The sequence below is a fragment of the Paenibacillus sp. FSL L8-0494 genome (assembly GCF_038003695.1).
Taxonomy (GTDB): domain Bacteria; phylum Bacillota; class Bacilli; order Paenibacillales; family Paenibacillaceae; genus Paenibacillus_AQ; species Paenibacillus_AQ odorifer.
Window position 1 is genome coordinate 2,581,733 of the sequence record NZ_JBBOPQ010000001.1, and the last position, 18,014, is coordinate 2,599,746.

Annotated in this window: 15 protein-coding genes; 10 read left to right on the forward strand and 5 right to left on the reverse strand. The window is 44.2% G+C overall.

What is annotated here, in order from left to right; all coding sequences use genetic code 11:
- Nucleotides 1–102 precede the first annotated feature (102 nt).
- From NYE35_RS11435 to NYE35_RS11455, 5 genes are all read left to right on the forward strand, one after another.
- Complete coding sequence (locus NYE35_RS11435; protein ID WP_076105382.1) at nucleotides 103–1,707, forward strand: extracellular solute-binding protein; 1,605 nt, start codon at nucleotides 103–105, stop codon at nucleotides 1,705–1,707.
- A gap of 82 nt (nucleotides 1,708–1,789) precedes the next feature.
- On the forward strand, nucleotides 1,790–2,713 hold the full coding sequence (locus NYE35_RS11440) for an ABC transporter permease (protein ID WP_036689753.1): 924 nt from the start codon (nucleotides 1,790–1,792) through the stop codon (nucleotides 2,711–2,713).
- Nucleotides 2,714–2,730: 17 nt separating this feature from the next.
- Nucleotides 2,731–3,654 (forward strand): carbohydrate ABC transporter permease, encoded by a 924-nt coding sequence (locus NYE35_RS11445; protein WP_094902015.1) that lies wholly within the window; start codon nucleotides 2,731–2,733, stop codon nucleotides 3,652–3,654.
- A gap of 45 nt (nucleotides 3,655–3,699) precedes the next feature.
- On the forward strand, nucleotides 3,700–5,304 hold the full coding sequence (locus NYE35_RS11450) for an extracellular solute-binding protein (RefSeq protein WP_076100764.1): 1,605 nt from the start codon (nucleotides 3,700–3,702) through the stop codon (nucleotides 5,302–5,304).
- 22 nt (nucleotides 5,305–5,326) lie between these two features.
- Nucleotides 5,327–7,744 carry a glycoside hydrolase family 31 protein gene (locus tag NYE35_RS11455; protein WP_341121022.1) on the forward strand — a complete coding sequence of 806 codons (2,418 nt, stop codon included), beginning with the start codon at nucleotides 5,327–5,329 and terminating at the stop codon, nucleotides 7,742–7,744.
- A gap of 88 nt (nucleotides 7,745–7,832) precedes the next feature.
- Here NYE35_RS11455 and NYE35_RS11460 read toward each other — a convergent pair whose 3' ends face one another.
- On the reverse strand, nucleotides 7,833–9,176 hold the full coding sequence (locus tag NYE35_RS11460; protein WP_076224949.1) for a glycoside hydrolase family 30 protein: 1,344 nt from the start codon (nucleotides 9,174–9,176) through the stop codon (nucleotides 7,833–7,835).
- Nucleotides 9,177–9,309: 133 nt separating this feature from the next.
- Between NYE35_RS11460 and NYE35_RS11465 the strand changes: the two genes are divergently transcribed.
- The gene (locus NYE35_RS11465) at nucleotides 9,310–10,104 is read left to right on the forward strand and encodes an AraC family transcriptional regulator (RefSeq protein ID WP_036689756.1); all 795 of its coding nucleotides are present in this window, start codon (nucleotides 9,310–9,312) and stop codon (nucleotides 10,102–10,104) included.
- Nucleotides 10,105–10,177: 73 nt separating this feature from the next.
- Here the strand turns inward: NYE35_RS11465 and NYE35_RS11470 are convergent, their stop codons facing one another.
- Both NYE35_RS11470 and NYE35_RS11475 read right to left on the reverse strand, forming a co-directional pair.
- A complete protein-coding gene (locus NYE35_RS11470) occupies nucleotides 10,178–11,146 on the reverse strand; it encodes a glycoside hydrolase family 43 protein (protein ID WP_036689758.1) in 969 nt (322 codons plus the stop codon).
- 157 nt (nucleotides 11,147–11,303) lie between these two features.
- Nucleotides 11,304–12,332: a glycosyltransferase family 4 protein gene (locus tag NYE35_RS11475; RefSeq protein ID WP_036689759.1), complete on the reverse strand. Its 1,029-nt coding sequence runs from the start codon at nucleotides 12,330–12,332 to the stop codon at nucleotides 11,304–11,306.
- 142 nt (nucleotides 12,333–12,474) lie between these two features.
- On the opposite strand from NYE35_RS11475, the gene NYE35_RS11480 reads away from it, so the two are divergent.
- Nucleotides 12,475–12,639, forward strand: coding sequence for a hypothetical protein (locus NYE35_RS11480; protein ID WP_162164296.1), 165 nt, complete (start codon nucleotides 12,475–12,477; stop codon nucleotides 12,637–12,639).
- Nucleotides 12,626–12,829 carry a DUF1572 family protein gene (locus NYE35_RS11485; protein WP_162164297.1) on the forward strand — a complete coding sequence of 68 codons (204 nt, stop codon included), beginning with the start codon at nucleotides 12,626–12,628 and terminating at the stop codon, nucleotides 12,827–12,829. The genes NYE35_RS11480 and NYE35_RS11485 overlap by 14 nt, the downstream gene beginning before the upstream one ends.
- 62 nt (nucleotides 12,830–12,891) lie before the next feature.
- Here the strand turns inward: NYE35_RS11485 and NYE35_RS11490 are convergent, their stop codons facing one another.
- Both NYE35_RS11490 and NYE35_RS11495 read right to left on the reverse strand, forming a co-directional pair.
- Complete coding sequence (locus tag NYE35_RS11490) at nucleotides 12,892–13,758, reverse strand: sugar phosphate isomerase/epimerase family protein (RefSeq protein ID WP_341122452.1); 867 nt, start codon at nucleotides 13,756–13,758, stop codon at nucleotides 12,892–12,894.
- Between the two features lie 29 nt (nucleotides 13,759–13,787).
- Nucleotides 13,788–14,696 (reverse strand): alpha/beta fold hydrolase, encoded by a 909-nt coding sequence (locus NYE35_RS11495; RefSeq protein WP_052096955.1) that lies wholly within the window; start codon nucleotides 14,694–14,696, stop codon nucleotides 13,788–13,790.
- Nucleotides 14,697–15,203: 507 nt separating this feature from the next.
- Here NYE35_RS11495 and NYE35_RS11500 point away from each other — a divergent pair.
- A complete protein-coding gene (locus NYE35_RS11500; RefSeq protein WP_036689764.1) occupies nucleotides 15,204–15,704 on the forward strand; it encodes a GNAT family N-acetyltransferase in 501 nt (166 codons plus the stop codon).
- A 216-nt stretch (nucleotides 15,705–15,920) separates the two neighbouring features.
- Nucleotides 15,921–17,990 (forward strand): bifunctional aldolase/short-chain dehydrogenase, encoded by a 2,070-nt coding sequence (locus NYE35_RS11505; protein ID WP_341121025.1) that lies wholly within the window; start codon nucleotides 15,921–15,923, stop codon nucleotides 17,988–17,990.
- Nucleotides 17,991–18,014 lie beyond the last annotated feature (24 nt).

Below are 18,014 nucleotides of genomic sequence, written 5' to 3' on the forward strand. Positions count from 1 at the left end.
GGTCTGGATAACCGTCTTAATGAGTCCGGAATACGAAAAAATAAGAAGTTATTATAAAGCTATTCAGATGCATTTTGATAAATTGAAATGGGGGATTAAGAGATGAGTCAACACAGTAAGAAAAAAACTGCAAAGAAATGGACTGTGGGTCTGCTGGCGGCTGCGATGGTATTTGGAATTGCTGGCTGCGGCGGTAACAACGGGAATAATGCAGCGACAAATGAAACGAGCAGCTATAACAAAGAAGGTCTGCCGATTGTGAATGAGCCTGTAACACTTAAAGTGCTGACTGTCCGTTGGGGGAGTATGGGGGACACCTTTACGCAAAACCAATGGCTGAAGGATCTGGAGAAAAATACGAATGTCAAAATCGATTGGCAAGTGATGTCCTCCAATGATTGGGGTGAGCAGAAGTCGATTATGCTGGCGAGTGGCACGCTTCCGGATATCGTCTTGGGAAATCAAACCTTTGGGGATGCCGATATCGTAAATAATCTAAGCTTTTTCCGGCCGCTTGATGATTATATTGAGCAAAATATGCCTAATCTCAAAGCAGCTATGGAAGAAACCCCAGAAATGAAAAAAATCAGCACATTTCCTGACGGGAAAATCTACTCACTGCCAACAAGACTTCCTGCACGTCCAAAAAGCTCACGTCAGCCTGTGATTAACAAGACCTGGCTGGACAAATTGGGCTTGAAGGTGCCTGAAACGATTGATGAGCTTTATAACGTGCTCAAAGCTTTTAAAGAACAAGATCCGAATGGTAATGGAAAACAAGATGAGATTCCTTTTATTGAAATTGGTAATGACTTGATCAGTCCTTTCGGAATTGCCGATTTGAATAACAATAATATGATCATCAAGGACGGAAAAGCGATATATTTCCCTGTTTCAGAGGAGTTCAAAGAAGGTCTCAAATGGGAAAATAAATTGTATGCGGAAGGCTTGCTAGATAAAGAGGTATTCACTCAGGACGATACGATGAGATCGGCTAAGTTCCAGAATCCGGATGCTCCAATTGTAGGCTTTACGTACCAGTGGACTCCAGACGCCGTGTTTGGAAAATGGAGCGATCAATATGTGACGATTCCACCGATTGCCGGACCAGATGGTAAACGTTATACGATCGGAAATCCGATTGGGATGAATCTTAACCGTAATGAGCTGCTGATTACCACATCTTGCAAATATCCTGAGGTTGCTGCACGTTGGGCAGATCAGTTCTACACTGACGAAGCGAGCATTCAGAATTTCTGGGGTGCGATTGGAACGGTTATTAAGAAAAACGATGATAGCACTTATACATTGATGGATCCACCAGCTGGAACCAGCGCAGATGCTTGGTATTGGGATCAATCTCTACGTGATTTTGGACCGAAATATGTGAGCCCATCCTTTGAATCGAAAATCGTCCTGAACCCTGAAAGTGGAGATGGACTGAAGCTGCAACTGGATAAGCTGGGCAGTGAATATGTAACAACACCTTTCCCTAACGTAATGTACACTTCTGAGGAGTTCGAGGAGCTGCCAACCTTGACTACGGATATCGACAGCTATGTGAATACTATGCGGGCGCAATTTATTAGCAAAGGCGGAATTGACGAGGGCTGGGATGCTTATGTGAGCAAGCTTAATAAAATGGGACTTGAAAAGTTAGTTAAGATTCGCACGGATGCTTACACCCGTTATATGAACGTGAAATAACCTATTCGTCTTTCGAAAAAGGTGCTGCCCTACAGGATAGCTGTGGGGTAGCATTCTCTATTTTAAATAAGGAGGGGATGTCATGAAATCTGGTCCACTTCATTTCGGGCGGAAATTCGGACAAATCAAACAAAATTGGGGTCTCTATCTATTGCTTTTTCCTGCTGTAGTTCTGACGTTATTATTCGCGTACAAGCCAATGTACGGGGTGCTGATTGCCTTCAAGGATTATAGCCCTGCGTTGGGAATAGGGGGCAGCCCATGGGCTGGATTCAAATACTTCGAGAAATTCTTTCATTCCTATCAATTTTCATCAACGATTAAAAACACATTGATCATCAGTGTGTACAGTCTGATTACCTTTCCGATTCCAATTATACTGGCGTTGATGGTTAACCAGATGAGACCTAACCGGTTTAGACGTTTTTTCCAGACGGTGTCCTATATGCCGCACTTTATCTCCACGGTAGTAATGGTGGGTTTAATGATGATTTTGTTCTCACCTAGCACCGGACTGCTGGGCAATATATATAGTCTTTTTGGAAAAGAGGCTCCTGATCTGATTGGCTCCGCTGGATTATTCAGCAGTGTATATGTTTGGTCGGATGTGTGGCAGCATGTCGGCTGGGACAGCATTATCTTTATCGCTGCGCTCTCCGCAGTTGATCCTAGCTTGTACGAGGCGGCAACCGTAGACGGAGCAAGCCGGATGCATAAAATTCGTTATATCGATATTCCGATGCTGATGCCAACCGCGATAACCTTGCTTATTTTGCGGGTCGGTGGATTGCTTGGGGTTGGTTTTGAAAAAGTGTACCTAATGCAAAATGACTTGAACATCACTTCAAGTGAAATTCTTTCTACTTATGTCTACAAAATTGGCTTGCTCAGCAGTCAATACAGCTTTTCCTCGGCGATCAACCTATTCAACACCGTTATTAATTTTATTTTATTGATCATGGTCAATCAGATATCTAAAAAACTAAGCGAAAATAGCTTGTGGTAGAAGGGAGGAGAATTGAAATGGGAGGTTTAGAGACAGTTACTAAAGGGAATGTGGGGAAAATAAAGAAGAATCGTTCTTCGGATACTATAATGGAAATAGTGATGTATGTTATATCAGCAATTTTTCTAGTTATCTTAATCTATCCGCTATATTTTATCGTCATTGCTTCGTTCAGTGATCCTTCCGCGGTGGCGGGGGGGCAGGTTTGGTTATTTCCTAAAGGGTTCACCTTCGATGGTTACAAAGAGCTGCTGCGTCATGAAAATATTTGGATCGGTTACTGGAATACCATCATGTATACGGTGGTAGGGACGGCAATCGGTTTAATTGTAAATATTTCTGCGGCCTATGCGTTGTCCAGAAAGGATCTTGTGGGACGAAAATATCTTTCCCTGTTTTTCATCTTTACGATGTTTTTTAATGGAGGGTTAATTCCGACTTTTCTAACGATCCGTGATTTCCATCTGTACGACACATTTCTGGTGATGGTACTGCCTTTCTCCGTTGGGGTGTTTAACATTATCGTTGCCCGCACCTTTTTTCAGTCGAGTATTCCGGGAGATTTATGGGAAGCTGCACAGATCGATGGTTGTGGAAATCTTCGTTATTTTCTACAGATCGTTTTACCACTGTCGAAGGCGATTATTGCCGTGCTGGGTCTATGGATCGCCGTTGGTTACTGGAATTCATATTTTAATGCTTTGATCTATCTGAAAAATCCTAATATGTATCCTTTGCAGCTGATCCTGCGAAATATTTTGATCACCAATCAGATGCAGTCGGGGATGGGAACCGGGGAAGCTGCGCAAATCGCACTACGACTCGCCAATATGATGCGGTATTCTGTTATTATCGTGGCAACGGTTCCGATCATGTGCGTGTACCCTTTTGTACAAAAATACTTTAACCAAGGGGTAATGATCGGCGCAGTGAAGGAATAGTACATTCAGCTATTCTACTAACATTCGTAAGGGAGCAAGAACGTTATGAAAAAGCAACAAAAAAACAGGATATATAGAACAATCACCGTCATTCTTTTAGTGACAACGTTGCTTGCTAGCCTTACAGCTTGTAAAGGGGACAGTGGGATTAATTCTGTTGAACCTGAACCGGGTGAATTTAACAAAGAAGGATTGCCGATAGTGGATAAGCCGGTGACGCTGAAAGTACTCACTGTCCGGTGGGTAAGCATGGGAGATTCTTTTACCGAGAATCAATGGCTCAAGGACTTGGAGAAGAACACGAATGTCAAAATCGAGTGGCAGGTGATGTCCTCCAATGATTGGAGTGAACGGAAGTCTATTATGCTGGCCAGCGGCACACTTCCAGATATCATTTTAGGGAGTCAGACCTTCGGAGATGCGGATATCGTCAATAATTTAAGCTTATTTCGGCCGTTAGATGACTATATTGAGCACAACATGCCTAATCTCAAAGCAGCTATGGAAGAAACACCGGAAATGAAAAAAATCAGCACCTTTCCTGACGGGAAAATCTACTCGCTGCCTGCAAGATTACCCTCACGTCCTAAAAGCTCTCGTCAGCCTGTGATTAACAAAACCTGGCTGGACAAATTGGGTTTGAAGGTACCGGATACGATAGACGATCTTTATAACGTGCTAAAAGCATTCAAAGAACAAGATCCGAATGGAAACGGAAAACAGGATGAGATTCCTTTTATCGAATTAAGTAATGATCTAATCAGTCCCTTCGGAATCGCAGATTTGAATAATAACTTCATGGTGGTCAAGGACGGAAATGCGGTTTATTACCCGATTTCAGAGGAGTACAAAGAAGGGCTCAAATGGGAGAGCAAATTGTTTAAAGACGGATTACTTGATAAAGAGGTATTCACTCAAGACGAAACGATGAGATCGGCAAAGTTTCTAAATCCGGATGCCCCAATCGTAGGCTTCTCTTATCAGTGGACGCCAGACGCTATGTTTGGCAAATGGAGTGATCAATATGTGACCATTCCGCCAATTGCTGGACCAGACGGGAAGCGCTACACCGTTGGGAACCCGTATGGGATGAATCTGGAACGCAACGAGCTGTTGATCACCACATCCTGCAAGTATCCAGAAATTGCTGCACGCTGGGCGGATCAGTTCTATACCAATGAAGCCAGCATTCAGAATTTCTGGGGTGCCATTGGAACGGTGATTAAGAAAAATGACAACGGTACGTATACATTGATGGACCCTCCAACCGGCACCAGTGCGGATGCTTGGTATTGGGAACAGTCACTCCGGGATTTCGGGCCGAAATATGTGAGCCCAGCTTTTGAAAAGACCATCTTTCTAAATCCTAAAACCGGAGATGGACTGAAGCTACAACTCGATAAGCTGGGAAGTGACTACACAACACCACCTTTCCCTAACGTAATGTACACTGCAGAAGAGTTTCAGGAGCTGCCGACCTTGACCACCGATATTGACAGTTACGTCAATACAATGCGTGCTCAATTTATAATCTCAGGTGATATTGACGAGCAGTGGGATGATTATGTGAAGCAGCTGCGGGGGATGGGCCTCGAAAAGATGGTGAAAATTCGGACAGATGCTTTCAGCCGTTATATGGGTGTTGAATAAAAAGAAATGAGGTTTTTACTTGATGGGAAATACGATGAAAGAGCCAACCCCTTTGGCGACCCAATTAAAGCTGCGTTCTGAACCAGGCAGTAATGCTGATGCGATTATTCAGGGGGAGTGCTATCGGTTCACTGTCTTAACTCCGGAGCTTATCCGGATGGAATATAGTGAGGAAGGTTATTTCGAAGATCGGGCGTCACAGACCGTTGTGAATCGCAATTTTCCGGTTCCAGAGTTCCGCGTAATGGATCTGGGGAATAAACTTGAGTTGATTACGAAGCGCCTGCATTTAACTTATGACAAACAGCCTTTCTCCCGGCATGGTCTCAGTATTCGGGTGAGAAACGAAGCGGGTCATTTAATGAGTGTCTGGAATTATGGAGATACAGTCCAAGATTTGGGAGGGACAGCACGTACACTGGATAATGCAGATGGTGCCATTCCGCTGGAGCACGGACTACTCTCACGTGCCGGGTATACGTTAGTTGATGATAGCACCTCCCTAGTACTGGAAGAGGATGGACGGGTAGAGCTACGGGCGTTGGCTGGCCTCGATGTTTATTTTTTTGGATACGGTCATGATTATTTGCACTGCTTGAAGGATTTCTATCACCTTTGCGGTCGTACGCCCCTATTGCCACGTTATGCCCTTGGCAACTGGTGGAGCCGTTATTACCGATATTCAGAAGAAGAATACAAAGCGCTAATGGAGCGGTTTGAGCTCGAGCGAATTCCGTTTTCCGTCGCTGTTATAGATATGGATTGGCATCTCGTCGATATTGATCCGCAGTACGGCAGTGGTTGGACGGGTTATACCTGGAACCGGGAACTGTTTCCGGAGCCTCAAAGATTTTTGGCATGGCTGCATGAAAAAGGACTTCGAGTAACGCTCAACGTACATCCAGCAGACGGTGTACGAGCGTTTGAAGATCCTTATCTAGCCATTGCTGCGGAGATGGGTATGGACCCGGAAAAGGGTGATGCTGTAGAATTTGATATTACGGATCCGAATTTTTTGCGAGCATACTTTAAGTTTCTGCATCATCCGCTAGAGAATGAAGGTGTGGACTTCTGGTGGATTGATTGGCAGCAGGGTGGAGTGACTAAAGTACCGGGACTAGATCCGCTTTGGATGCTGAACCATTATCACTATCTGGATAGCGGCCGGCGAGGCAACCGGCAGATTACTTTCTCACGTTATGCAGGTCTTGGCAGCCATCGTTATCCTGTGGGCTTCTCTGGAGATACCATTGTCACTTGGGAGTCGCTGGATTTCCAGCCATACTTCACAGCCAACGCCGCTAACGTGGGATATGGTTGGTGGAGCCATGATATCGGGGGCCATATGAATGGTTATTTAGACGATGAGTTGGCAATGCGCTGGGTGCAATTCGGTGTGTTTTCGCCTATTATGCGGTTACATAGTTCTGCTAGTGCCTTTAACAGCAAGGAGCCATGGCGATTCAATAAGATTGCGGAAGATGTGATGAAGGATTGCCTGCGTTTGCGGCATAGTTTACTTCCCTATCTGTACACGATGAATCGCTATGCCAGCCGCGATAGTCTTCCGCTAATCCGACCGATGTATTATCATCATGCGTTGTCGAATGAAGCCTATGAAGTGCCCAATGAATATTATTTCGGAACGGAACTTATTGCCTGTCCGATTACACAGCCGGTCAATCCAAAGGTAGGCGTTGCCGAATTTAAGGCTTGGTTACCTGAAGGGATTTGGATAGATTTTTTTAACGGAAGAGTGTACGACGGTGGCAGAAAGCTTTCTCTTTATCGCAATCTTGAGAATATCCCTGTATTAGCTAACGCAGGTGCTATTGTGCCCATGGCAGATCTGACGCAATTCACCTCTTCAGTGGATAATCCGAGGCATATGGAGGTCCGTGTATTTGCGGGAGGAAGGGGTCATTTTCATCTCTGGGAGGATGAGGGCGATACTGCGGAGGATCAGGACGATCAATGGTGTGATACAGAAATGATCCTGGAAATGGGGGATAGAGCCAGCTTCAAGATTCTCTCTGCTCAGGGAAATACAAAGGTTGTGCCTGAGCGGCGATCATGGAAGTTGTCCTTTGTCGGTTTTGCTGATACGAAGGTACAGGTATTCGCTGGCGGCACAGAAATCGAAGCAAACATAGACTATGATGAGGCAACACATACGCTTACGATCATGATCTCGGATCAAGTGGTAGAGCATTCCTTGGAGGTAACGTTCACAGATGCCCGGATTGCGGTGAATTCTGTAGATGATGAGGTGTTCAGCCTTCTGAACCGTGCGCAAATTCTTTTCCAATTGAAAGAACAAATTTACCATGTAGTCAAAGCAGCAGTAACGCCGATGGCGGCCCTGGCTTCTCTTGCCTCGTTGGATCTTGAACATACACTGTATGGAGCGTTATGCGAAATACTATCAGCAAGGCTTTAAGCACTATTTCTTTTAATTTAATAAAAAAGGAGGTTCTCTCTGTGCGCTGGCATAAAGAGAACCTCTTTTTATTAGAAATGAACAGCTGCTACTTAATTAGCAGGGTTTGAATGGCATGAGCCGGAATCATGTTCTCAGCCAGTTCGTCATGGAAGCGCAAGGTGAATGGAAGCTCTTGCTCTGTGCGGTTCATAACGATAACAGCAATAGTGCCATCAGGGTTGCGGAAAGCTGTTGTTTCAAGCTTATCTGTATATTTAGAGAAACCAATACGTTTAGCACCCGGACGAATATATTTACTGAAGTGCCCGATGTAATAGAAAGAGCTCTCAAAAGTAATTTCATCGTTTTTGGTATCTCCGATAATTGGAGCGTCGCAGTAATTTCCTACATGGTTAGGTCCACCTTGCTCATCCAAGACAATGTTCCAGTCTGTCCAGCTCGACATCCAGTTGTTCAGATTGCCGATGATATCATGTCCGTAACGTTCACCGGTGTTCCATGAGCCGAGATGAACGCCACCTTCTTGGCAGCCTTCGCTGAAGAACAGCTTTTTATCTGGGAAACGATCATGAACGGCAGAGAGGGCTTCGAAGTGATCACCGGAATACCAGTGGAAGCAGATTCCCCATATGTATTTGGATGCAACTTGATCTTCAAAAGCAACCTTAGCACGGTCATACACCCGTTCTTTATTATGATCCCAGATCATAACCTTTACATGGCCCAAGCCCGCTTGTTCCAGAGCAGGTCCCAAGTAGTCACGCACAAAATCCTTTTCTTCTTCGGCGGTATACAGGCAGGAATCCCATCTTTGTACAGCTTTGGCTTCATTCTGAACACTGACAGCCCAGATATCAATCCCTTCTGCAGCGTACGCCTCAATATATTTAACGAACATGTTAGCCCAAGCCTCACGATATTCAGGCTTAAGAGCTCCGCCTCCGTTCATTTGCCCGTTAGTCTTCATGAACGCTGGAGGACTCCATGGGGAAGAGAACAGACGGAAATCTTCACCTACTGCTGCGGCAGCATTTTTTATGAGGGGGATAACCGACTCGTGATCTCTGGAAATATCGAACGAACGTAGCTCCGCATCGCCTTCCTCTACATAAGCATAGTTGCCCAGTGAGAAGTCGCAGCTTTGGATATGTGAGCGGCAAAGGGTATATCCAATGCCGTGCTCAGGATGAAAATAAGCGTCGATGATTTCTTTTTGTTTAGCTGCACTAAGTTTAGAGATAGTAACGGCAGAGGACTCCGTAAGAGCTCCACCAAAGCCTTCAATTTCTTGATACTCCAGATCATCATAGATATTGATTAGCTCTGATTCGACTCCTGACGTATCGGGAAGGAAAATCAGAGGGTCCTTTTCTGTTAAACGATCCGTGGTTTCTTTAGCGGTTTGAATGACGCGAATAGTTTTACTCATAATGGTTGATAACCTCCTACATATGAATTCTGTCTTTATTATAGAAGGAGATTCACTGCACTTTGAAGAAACTATATGGCTAAGAACCTCAACAATCTGGTCATCGACTACTATAGAATGAGGAGCATATGCGATGGAAACAAACAGCGTTCAAATTAGTCTGTGTGGATTTATCCGCCATACTCAGCCTTTTCGGCAACTATATCGCAGTGGGTTGGATACCTATATCATCAGGCTGCAAGCAGAAGGGGAATGTGAAGTCCTCATCGATGGAGAAATGACTGCCGTAGTGCCGGGGGATCTATTGTTATTTAAGCCCTACGATATATATGATCTGAGAATCGGTGAAAAGAAAAGTCCTTTGGGACATAGTGTGGACTATTTTGTAATGTGTACAGGGGAATGGGTGGACCACTGGTGGAACCTGCGTGAGCGACCCAAAAAGGTTAGAATTGCGGATGATGGTAAGCTGCAAAGTATATGGCAACAGCTTGATCTGGAGAATAGAAGACTAGACGGGGGTAGCCCTGAAATACTTGAAGCACTATTTAAAGCTTTATGTTTGTTGTTAGATCGGGCTATGGAAGAGGCACCTGCATCATCTTCGGCTTCGCTTCTACACGGACTTAAAATGAAGAGTTATGTGGAGGAGCATGCTACTTCAGAGATCAGACTAAAGGACGTAGCTGCTCATGCTGGAATTAGTGTGACAAGGGCCGTACATTTATTCAAGATCCAATTCGGTTATTCTATTATGCAATATGCGGGGCAAATCCGGCTTGCGATGGCACTGAGATTAATGGACAATACCAATTACACCTTAGAGCGTATAGCAGAGGAGACGGGGTTTGGAAGTTACACCTATTTTCACAGGGTGTTTCGGGAGCGTTATGGTGTCTCGCCAGGTATCTATCGAAAGAGAGAGTAGAAGGTTTATCGGTAAAAAGAAGCTGCCCCATAAATCACAGAGTAGGACTCAGGGGCAACTCCTCGATTAGACGTTAATTATAGTAAGGCCAGCCAGCAGAATCCCATTCGAGATCACTGATTAACAATTTGGGTGCGCCATTCTCAGCGACACTGTAAGCATGGCGGACGATAACGTTGGTTCCGTATATATCCTGTCCACCAGGACCCGCCCAAAAACTGTTGCCGCTATCGATGACCGTAGCACCGCCATTTTTCATATCGGTACCGTCCTTCGCATAGAAAGGCCCCAGTACGCTGGTTGAGCGTCCCACTGCAATTTTATAGGTGCTGTTTACGCCTGAGCAGCATTGGCCAATGGATACGAATAGATAATAATATCCGGTATTTGGATTGTAAACCATACTGGAGCCTTCAATCCCCCCGGATTTAGTGGCAATGCGATACGAGTTGCCCGTTGGCTTCATGGTTGTTTTGTTGATGGAGGTAATGTAAATCCCGTTGCTCCAGGAACCGAAGGTCATCCATAGGTTTCCGTTAGCATCTGCCGTAATGTTAGGATCAATGGCGTTATAATTGGAGGCGTCATTAGACGAGATAACGACACCTTGGTCCGTCCATTTTCCCCCGGAGATCGATTTAGTAGTTACTAAACCAATAGCAGACACTCTTGAGCCGAATGTAGAGATAGAATAATAGAGGTAATAGGTACCGTTATAGTAGAAAATTTCTGGGGCCCATACATCTAGCCCTTCTTGATTGGGAACGTAAGAGCTCCACCAGGAGGGTTTCGAGGTATAAATCGGGAGGGAGCGAATATAGTTAGTTCCATCGTTTGAGAACATCACTTGGAGACCTGATCCCGTGCTGAATACCCAATGTGTGTTCCCCTCTTTGATATATGAAGGGTCGTGTACGTTGGTATCTCCAGTCAGATTCCAGGTTGCTGCATAAGCTTGCGATCCTCCTGAGAAAACAGTTGTAAAAAGCATTAAAAAAGACAACAATAACAACCGATAACCTTGCCTACCTTTTTTCGCCATATTCCTTCTCCTTTTAGTTTAGATTTCCCTAAAGTGTTTCATTATTTTGCAATTGATAACGCTTACATAATATCTTGTATTATTTCTCTAGTCAATGATTCTTTTGGATCAATAAAAAAGCAAATCTCAGCCATTGGAGACTTGCTTTTTTATATTTTTATAATAAATCTGTGATCGCTTGTTCAAATAATCTGACACTATTTTCCCAAGTCCATTTGCGCGAATATCTTTCCCCCTGCTCCGCTAATTTAGTTCTTAAGTTGGGATCACGTATTAAGCGGATGACATCTTCACCGAGCCGGTTCTCATATCGATAAGAGAGCAAACAGTTTTTCTTGTGATGGGCGTATTCCATATTCCCACCCGAATATACACAGACTAACGCTGCTCCACAACGCATGGCCTCAAGTCCCGGTAAAGAACCTGTATCAAAAATACTTGAGCTAACAAAAATATCCGCACCGTTATAGTGATAGCAGAGCTCCTCATCATTTGCTGGCGTAAAGAACCGATATTTGCCAGTAGCTTTCATTCTTTGGAGAATTTCTGAGGTGTTGAACTCGTCAGGCGGACTGATGAAGTTAATATTTACATCGGGATATTGGCTTTTTACGTAATCCAGCTGTTCTATAAGGTAATCTTGCTCGCGGTGCCAGGAGAAACCGCGTTCTGTTTTTCTTAATATAGCTGTTATGTTTAAAGGCTCTTGAAGACTGTGACGGATATTCATATTTTTAAAAGAGGAGCTAATGCCAATGGGCACGATACTGCCGGTGATGCCATGATTTAAAAAGATCAGCTCCTGCTGCCAACGTGATAAAACGATTAGATGCTCAGTGATGTGATAGGAGGGGAAGGAGCGTCCGTTATCCGGTAAAAAAGGAGGCTCATAACATAAAGATAAACGTACATGAACCCCTTTTCCTTGTTTGCTTGCTGCTTGGGCGATGGGGACAGTTGTATAATAATTAGAAACAATGACGTCTCCGGGAGGAAAGTCATGCTCGTGAATATTCATATGTGAGGAGCGGATTACGTTTGCGCGCACATCATAAGAAATAGCGCCATCCACAGGCAAGAGGAGGTTGACCTGATGGCCCAAATCTGTCAGCCCATTGGTGAGCTCTACCAGCATACGTTGTGCTCCGCCATGAGATAAGGTCAGAATAGGGAATGTGAATCTCATTGATAATCCCGTCCCTTCCAAGTTAGAGCTGTAATAGTGAAACAATATGATTCAATCGTTATGTTTCTTATTTTATTCAGCTCCTATAGAAAAGTACCATTTAACAAGTTTACAAACAAAAGTAGAAGGAAGAGGGATTAGTATGAGTGAAATCATTATCGAATGTATGAGAAGGCTCGATCAATCCTTGGGGTATGTGGAGCAAATTTTTGACCAGAGGCGGTTATTCATCACAGGAATTATTGCAGTATATGCTGAAGGTCAGGGAAGAAAGCCGTGCGGTGGTGGGCAATTTGACGAAGGCTGATCTAGAACGGGAGGTCACCATTAGTTTCCCTGAGGGGGCTGGAATGGAGAATTATACTTGGAGTATTCAAAAGATTATGATCGGAGCGGTAGAACATTATTCCTATCATACAGGTCAAATCGTATATGCCTCCAAATTGCTGCAGGCAGAGGATGATCATCTGCTCAATAACTGGAAACACTATTTTTGAGCATAGATAAAGCTGGGATAGATGCGCAGCTGCTGCTAACACCTATCCTCAGAAGTGGGTTTTTATTGTGTTATAGGAGCAAGCTTCTTCAGTAAAGCAACGGTATCATTAACCTCCAGATCCTTGATATCTTCTAATGACACATCGATCATTGGCTTATATTCTTGGAGTTTGCGCAGGAAAGCTTCGGTATGGAATAATCCGCTGCCTGCTTTGCCGTGGTATGCTTTTTCACCATCTTGATAGATATCTTTTAAATGCGCCAGAATGATACGGTCGCCGAATAATCTGAAGGAATCATCGACAATTTGATCCTGCAAATGCGCAGCCGTGCTAATAAAATTACAAGGGTCCAATACAACACCTATACAGCTTGATGGGACTTCATCTAAGATGCGGCGCATCTTGTCTGGTGTAGAAAGTGTATGTGTGCAGACCCCCTCTAGTCCTAGAAAAACGCCCCATTTTTCAGCTTCCTCTGCAAGTTCTTCTATAGTTGCCCTTAACGTATCCCAGCCGATAGCTTCGTAATGGACCGGATCTTGTGCTTGAAAAGTAGTCAGCGCACCGGTCTCTGTTGCCACCATAGGTGCGCCGAATTGGCGGGCATAACGAAGATGCTCTTTAAAACGATTGATCTCAGCTCTCCGGATGACAGGATCCGGATGAACAGGGTTGATGTAACAGCCCAAAACACCGATGCGTATTCCTGCTTTATCAAATTGTTCGCCAATATAGCTGGCAAGACCTGGACTTAGTTTACCGGTAGAAGTGTCGATGTCCTGAATGGCTTTGGATAATGCAAGCTGAACAAAATCGATATCATAATTCTGAAGGGTTGCAGTTAACGACTTGAGCGGCAGGCAGCCAAATGTGTGGGCTAGAGTTCCGTATCTGATGGGTAACCTCTCCTTTAATAGAGTAAGTATGAGTAATAACCTTCATAATAGTAACGCTTTCATAAGGATGCAAGTGATGTATCATTATCGCCGGTCAGGAAATTGATGATTTCAGTGTTGACTCTATCCGGTTGCTCATGATTAATGCCGTGTCCCGCACGGGGGATGACTTGGTAATGAAACTTTCCGTCCTCTAAAATATCTATGAAATCCTTTGATTGTTTTAATGCGTGTTCTCCTACTAAAAAATAGAGCTTATCTCTGACGGCAACTGCGGCGTTTCTATCGTATTTTTGAAGCTTATGAACAAACATAGCTTGTTGATTATGAGTGCGCATTAAAAGGATTAGATGAGCAGCTACTTCTGGGTGATTGTCAAATAAAGGGGAGTCAGGCGCACTTAACTTCTTCAGCACTTTCAGTAAATTGCGATCCGTGGGAACCAGAATCTCTGGGAACATCATCATTAGCGTTTGCAGCATGGCTTTGATTGGTGTGGTGACCATTCCGCCTTCCAAACAAATCACACGGTTCACTTTGTCCGGTTGCTTGGTCGCATAATTAAAAGCAATATAGGCGCCATTTGACACCCCTGCAATATTAAAGATGTCAATGCTCAGATGTTTGGCTATTTCATTAATCCATTCCACCTGCTCAAACTTTTGTTTATTAAAGTACGCATTAGGAATGCTTTTTCCGGGTCCGCCCAGAGTATCAATAGCGATGCAGTAAAAATGCCGCGATAATTCCTCGATGTTAAGGAGCCACATGACCGCCGAGTTATCACCAACGCCATGAAATAGAAATAAGGGGGGATTACTCTTTTGCCCGGTAAGGATACAATGCGTCAGCCCATATGTGGTTGGGAGATCGAGTTCTTCAAGAGGAACAGGCCACTGATCAACTAGCTGTTGGTAGGACTGCCACACTTGTTCTTGCGCCTTGGCATTCTTAAAGCTATTCACCATCACAAACCTCCTTAGTGAAAAATACAACATCTGTATCTTATTCCAATAAGTATACTACGAGAGTGCGGAAGGAGGGGCGAGAAATAGAAACATTCCTGTGAAAAGTGGGGGAGCAGAAGGTGATTAGAGGGTGAGTAGATGGTGATTAGATTAGATAGATTAGATAGATTAGATAGATTAGATTAGATTAGATAGATTAGTTTAGATACCTGTTGCTTGATCACCTAGTAGTCACAAGGAGCCAGATAAGTGTATTTCATACAACTAAATTGCTACTTTACTCTCACTTCGGTGATATAGATGTACTTTGTACAACTATATCTCTCGTAATTAGCTGATTTAGCTAAATTGGGCGAATTTAATTGCACAAAGTACACTTAATACATTAGGCGTGAGCATTGAAGTGCATTTTAGTTGTAGATTGTGCAATTAAATAATGCATGCCGGTCTTTTTTGCGGTAAATTTTTGATAGGGAAGTTATTAATAACGTTCTAGGGGGGATTATTATGCTTGTTGAGCTAAAGGAAGCTAGCATTTCAGATGGACGCGATATTTTTGAGATGATTGTGGAGATAGGTCCGGGGGAAAATGGATTCGTCAACAATGGATTTGATCTGGCTTTCAGTCAATTTCCTGATTTCATCCGGGAGAGGATAGCACTTTCACAAGGTGATAATCTTCCACCACAGTATGTAGCACAGACCAACTACTGGCTACTGATTGACTCCTATCCCGTTGGTGTCGGAAAATTAAGACATTCCTTAAATGATCAATTGAGGAAGTCAGGTGGACACATTGGCTATAGTATCAGACCCAGTGAGAGAGGAAAAGGTTATGGTACGATTTTTTTGGCAGAGCTGTTAAAAAAAGCTGCGGACATGGGGATTGATAAGGTCATGCTAACTTGTGAGCCGGACAATATATTTTCGAGAAAGGTTATTGAAGCGAACAAAGGAATACTACATGGTATTGAGAATGAAAAATGTAACTACTGGATCACCCTTTAAGCTGGTGTGAACAATAGGGGAGGAGTTGCCAAGAGGCAGCTCTTTTTTGTTATTCGCGATGTTATTGTAGTTCATCCAATGTAGATTCGTCTAAAATGTGAAAAAAATTTAAAATTTTGTTGAAAGCGCTCTATTCAAACACAAACAAATAGTTTAAAATCAAAACAAACAAAAATAAACAAAAAAACAAACATTCAAAAACGGAGGTATTCACAAATGGTACAAAACTTATGGGATTCATCTCGGGAAAAGAAATTAAACGGGGGATTGGATGCATTAGTGTTCCGCTCTAATCTGCTGGGCGAAGATCGCAGAGTCTGTAACTTTGGCGGAGGGAATACCTCCAGCAAAACGATAGAATTGGATTTTCGCGGGCGTGAGGTAGAAGTAATGTGGGTGAAGGGCAGCGGCTCTGACCTCGCTACGATGAAAGCAGGCAATTTTACCGGACTAAGGCTTCAGGATATTGCCCCGTTATTTGAACGTGATGAAATGCCAGATGAAGAGATGGTAGCTTATCTCGCAAATTGTATGATTGACCCTAAACATCCGCGTGCTTCCATCGAAACGTTGCTGCATGCATTTTTACCTTTCAAGCATGTGGATCATACGCATCCAGATGCCATTATCAGCCTATGCTGCGCTCATAACGGTAAGGAAATTGCCCGTGAGATTTATGGGGATCGTTTCGTATGGGTGCCTTACATCCGTCCAGGCTTTACTTTATCCAAAATGATTGCCGAAGGTGTGCTCGCAAACCCGAAAGCTGAATTAGTGCTGATGGAGAAACACGGTCTCGTGACTTGGGGGGATACACCTGAATCTTGTTATGACAAAACAATCTCCATAATTAACGAAGCGGAAAGTTATATTGAAGAAAGAATTGAAGATCAGAACCTATTTGGCGGCCGCAAATCAGAAGCACTTCCAGAAGCAGAGCGACGGGCTGTAGCGGCCGCAGTGATGCCACTGATCAGAGGCGCAGTCAGCGATGAGCGTAAAATGATTTTGACCTTCGACGATGCGGAGGATGTGCTGCGTTTCGTAGGAGGGGCTGACTCGGAGAAGTTATCTGATGTAGGCGCAGCTTGTCCGGATCATTTGGTACATACCAAAATGAAGCCGCTTTTTGTTGCGTGGGAGCCAAACACCAATGATATCGATGGCTTGAAGGCGAAGCTGAGCGAAGCGATTAGCGCTTATAAGGAGCAGTACAAAGCATACTTCGACCGTAATAAACATGAGGGCGATGTAATGTTCGAGGCTGCGCCACGTGTGATCCTGATTCCTGGCGTGGGCATGATCAACACAGGTAAAAGCTGGAGCAATTCTAAGATCAGCGGAGCCTTGTATCACCGGGCGATTGCTGTTATGCGCGGAGCTACTGCACTGGGAGATTTCGTCTCTCTTAGTGAGAATGAATCGTACAATGTGGAATATTGGCCCTTGGAATTATATAAATTATCACTGGCTCCGGCAGAAGCGGAGTTCTCCCGTAAAGTTGCCTTTATTACAGGTGGTGCCGGGGGAATTGGGAGTGAGACGGCTCGTCGTTTAGTATCAGAAGGAGCGCATGTTGTATTGGCAGACCTCAATCTGGAAGGTGCACAAAAAGTAGCGGAAGAGATTAACGCTAAGTATGGTGAAAATCGTGCATTCGCCGTTAAAATGGACGTAACTCAGGAAGAGCAGGTAACCGCAGCATATGCGGAGACAGCACTTTTTTATGGCGGGCTCGACATTATCGTTAATAATGCTGGGCTTGCAACCTCCAGTCCGTTTGATGAGACTTCATTAAAAGAGTGGAACTTGAATATTTCTGTACTGGGCACAGGATATTTCCTCGTTGCACGCGAAGCTTTTAAAGTGATGAAGGAGCAAAAAATCGGTGGCAGCATGGTGTTCATCGGCTCCAAAAATTCTATTTTTGCAGGAAAAAGCGTTTCGGCTTACAGTTCTGCCAAGGCGCTCGAAGCCCATCTGGCCCGCTGTATAGCAGCTGAAGGCGGAGAGTTTGGCATCCGTGCCAATACGATTCTGCCCGATGCAATTTTACAGGGATCAGCCATCTGGAATTCGAACTGGCGTAATGAACGGGCGGCTGCTTACGGGATTGAGCCGGATCAATTAGAGGAGCATTACCGTAAACGCACGACGCTGCTAGTTAATATTTATCCGCGTGATATTGCCGAAGGCGTTGCTTTTTTTGCTTCTTCCAAGTCAGAGAAAACTACGGGTTGTATGCTGACAATCGACGGTGGAGTGCCAGCAGCTTTTACTAGATAAGAGGTAGCTTGAATATAGATAGGG

Bases quoted from the DNA above. Each gene is read 5' to 3' on its own strand.
- NYE35_RS11480 (WP_162164296.1), top strand. From the start codon at position 12,475: ATGAGTGAAATCATTATCGAATGTATGAGAAGGCTCGATCAATCCTTG.
- NYE35_RS11470 (WP_036689758.1), bottom strand. From the start codon at position 11,146: ATGGCGAAAAAAGGTAGGCAAGGTTATCGGTTGTTATTGTTGTCTTTT.
- NYE35_RS11465 (WP_036689756.1), top strand. From the start codon at position 9,310: ATGGAAACAAACAGCGTTCAAATTAGTCTGTGTGGATTTATCCGCCAT.
- NYE35_RS11450 (WP_076100764.1), top strand. From the start codon at position 3,700: ATGAAAAAGCAACAAAAAAACAGGATATATAGAACAATCACCGTCATT.
- NYE35_RS11440 (WP_036689753.1), top strand. From the start codon at position 1,790: ATGAAATCTGGTCCACTTCATTTCGGGCGGAAATTCGGACAAATCAAA.
- NYE35_RS11435 (WP_076105382.1), top strand. From the start codon at position 103: ATGAGTCAACACAGTAAGAAAAAAACTGCAAAGAAATGGACTGTGGGT.
- NYE35_RS11460 (WP_076224949.1), bottom strand. From the start codon at position 9,176: ATGAGTAAAACTATTCGCGTCATTCAAACCGCTAAAGAAACCACGGAT.
- NYE35_RS11500 (WP_036689764.1), top strand. From the start codon at position 15,204: ATGCTTGTTGAGCTAAAGGAAGCTAGCATTTCAGATGGACGCGATATT.
- NYE35_RS11445 (WP_094902015.1), top strand. From the start codon at position 2,731: ATGGGAGGTTTAGAGACAGTTACTAAAGGGAATGTGGGGAAAATAAAG.
- NYE35_RS11505 (WP_341121025.1), top strand. From the start codon at position 15,921: ATGGTACAAAACTTATGGGATTCATCTCGGGAAAAGAAATTAAACGGG.
- NYE35_RS11495 (WP_052096955.1), bottom strand. From the start codon at position 14,696: ATGGTGAATAGCTTTAAGAATGCCAAGGCGCAAGAACAAGTGTGGCAG.
- NYE35_RS11475 (WP_036689759.1), bottom strand. From the start codon at position 12,332: ATGAGATTCACATTCCCTATTCTGACCTTATCTCATGGCGGAGCACAA.
- NYE35_RS11455 (WP_341121022.1), top strand. From the start codon at position 5,327: ATGGGAAATACGATGAAAGAGCCAACCCCTTTGGCGACCCAATTAAAG.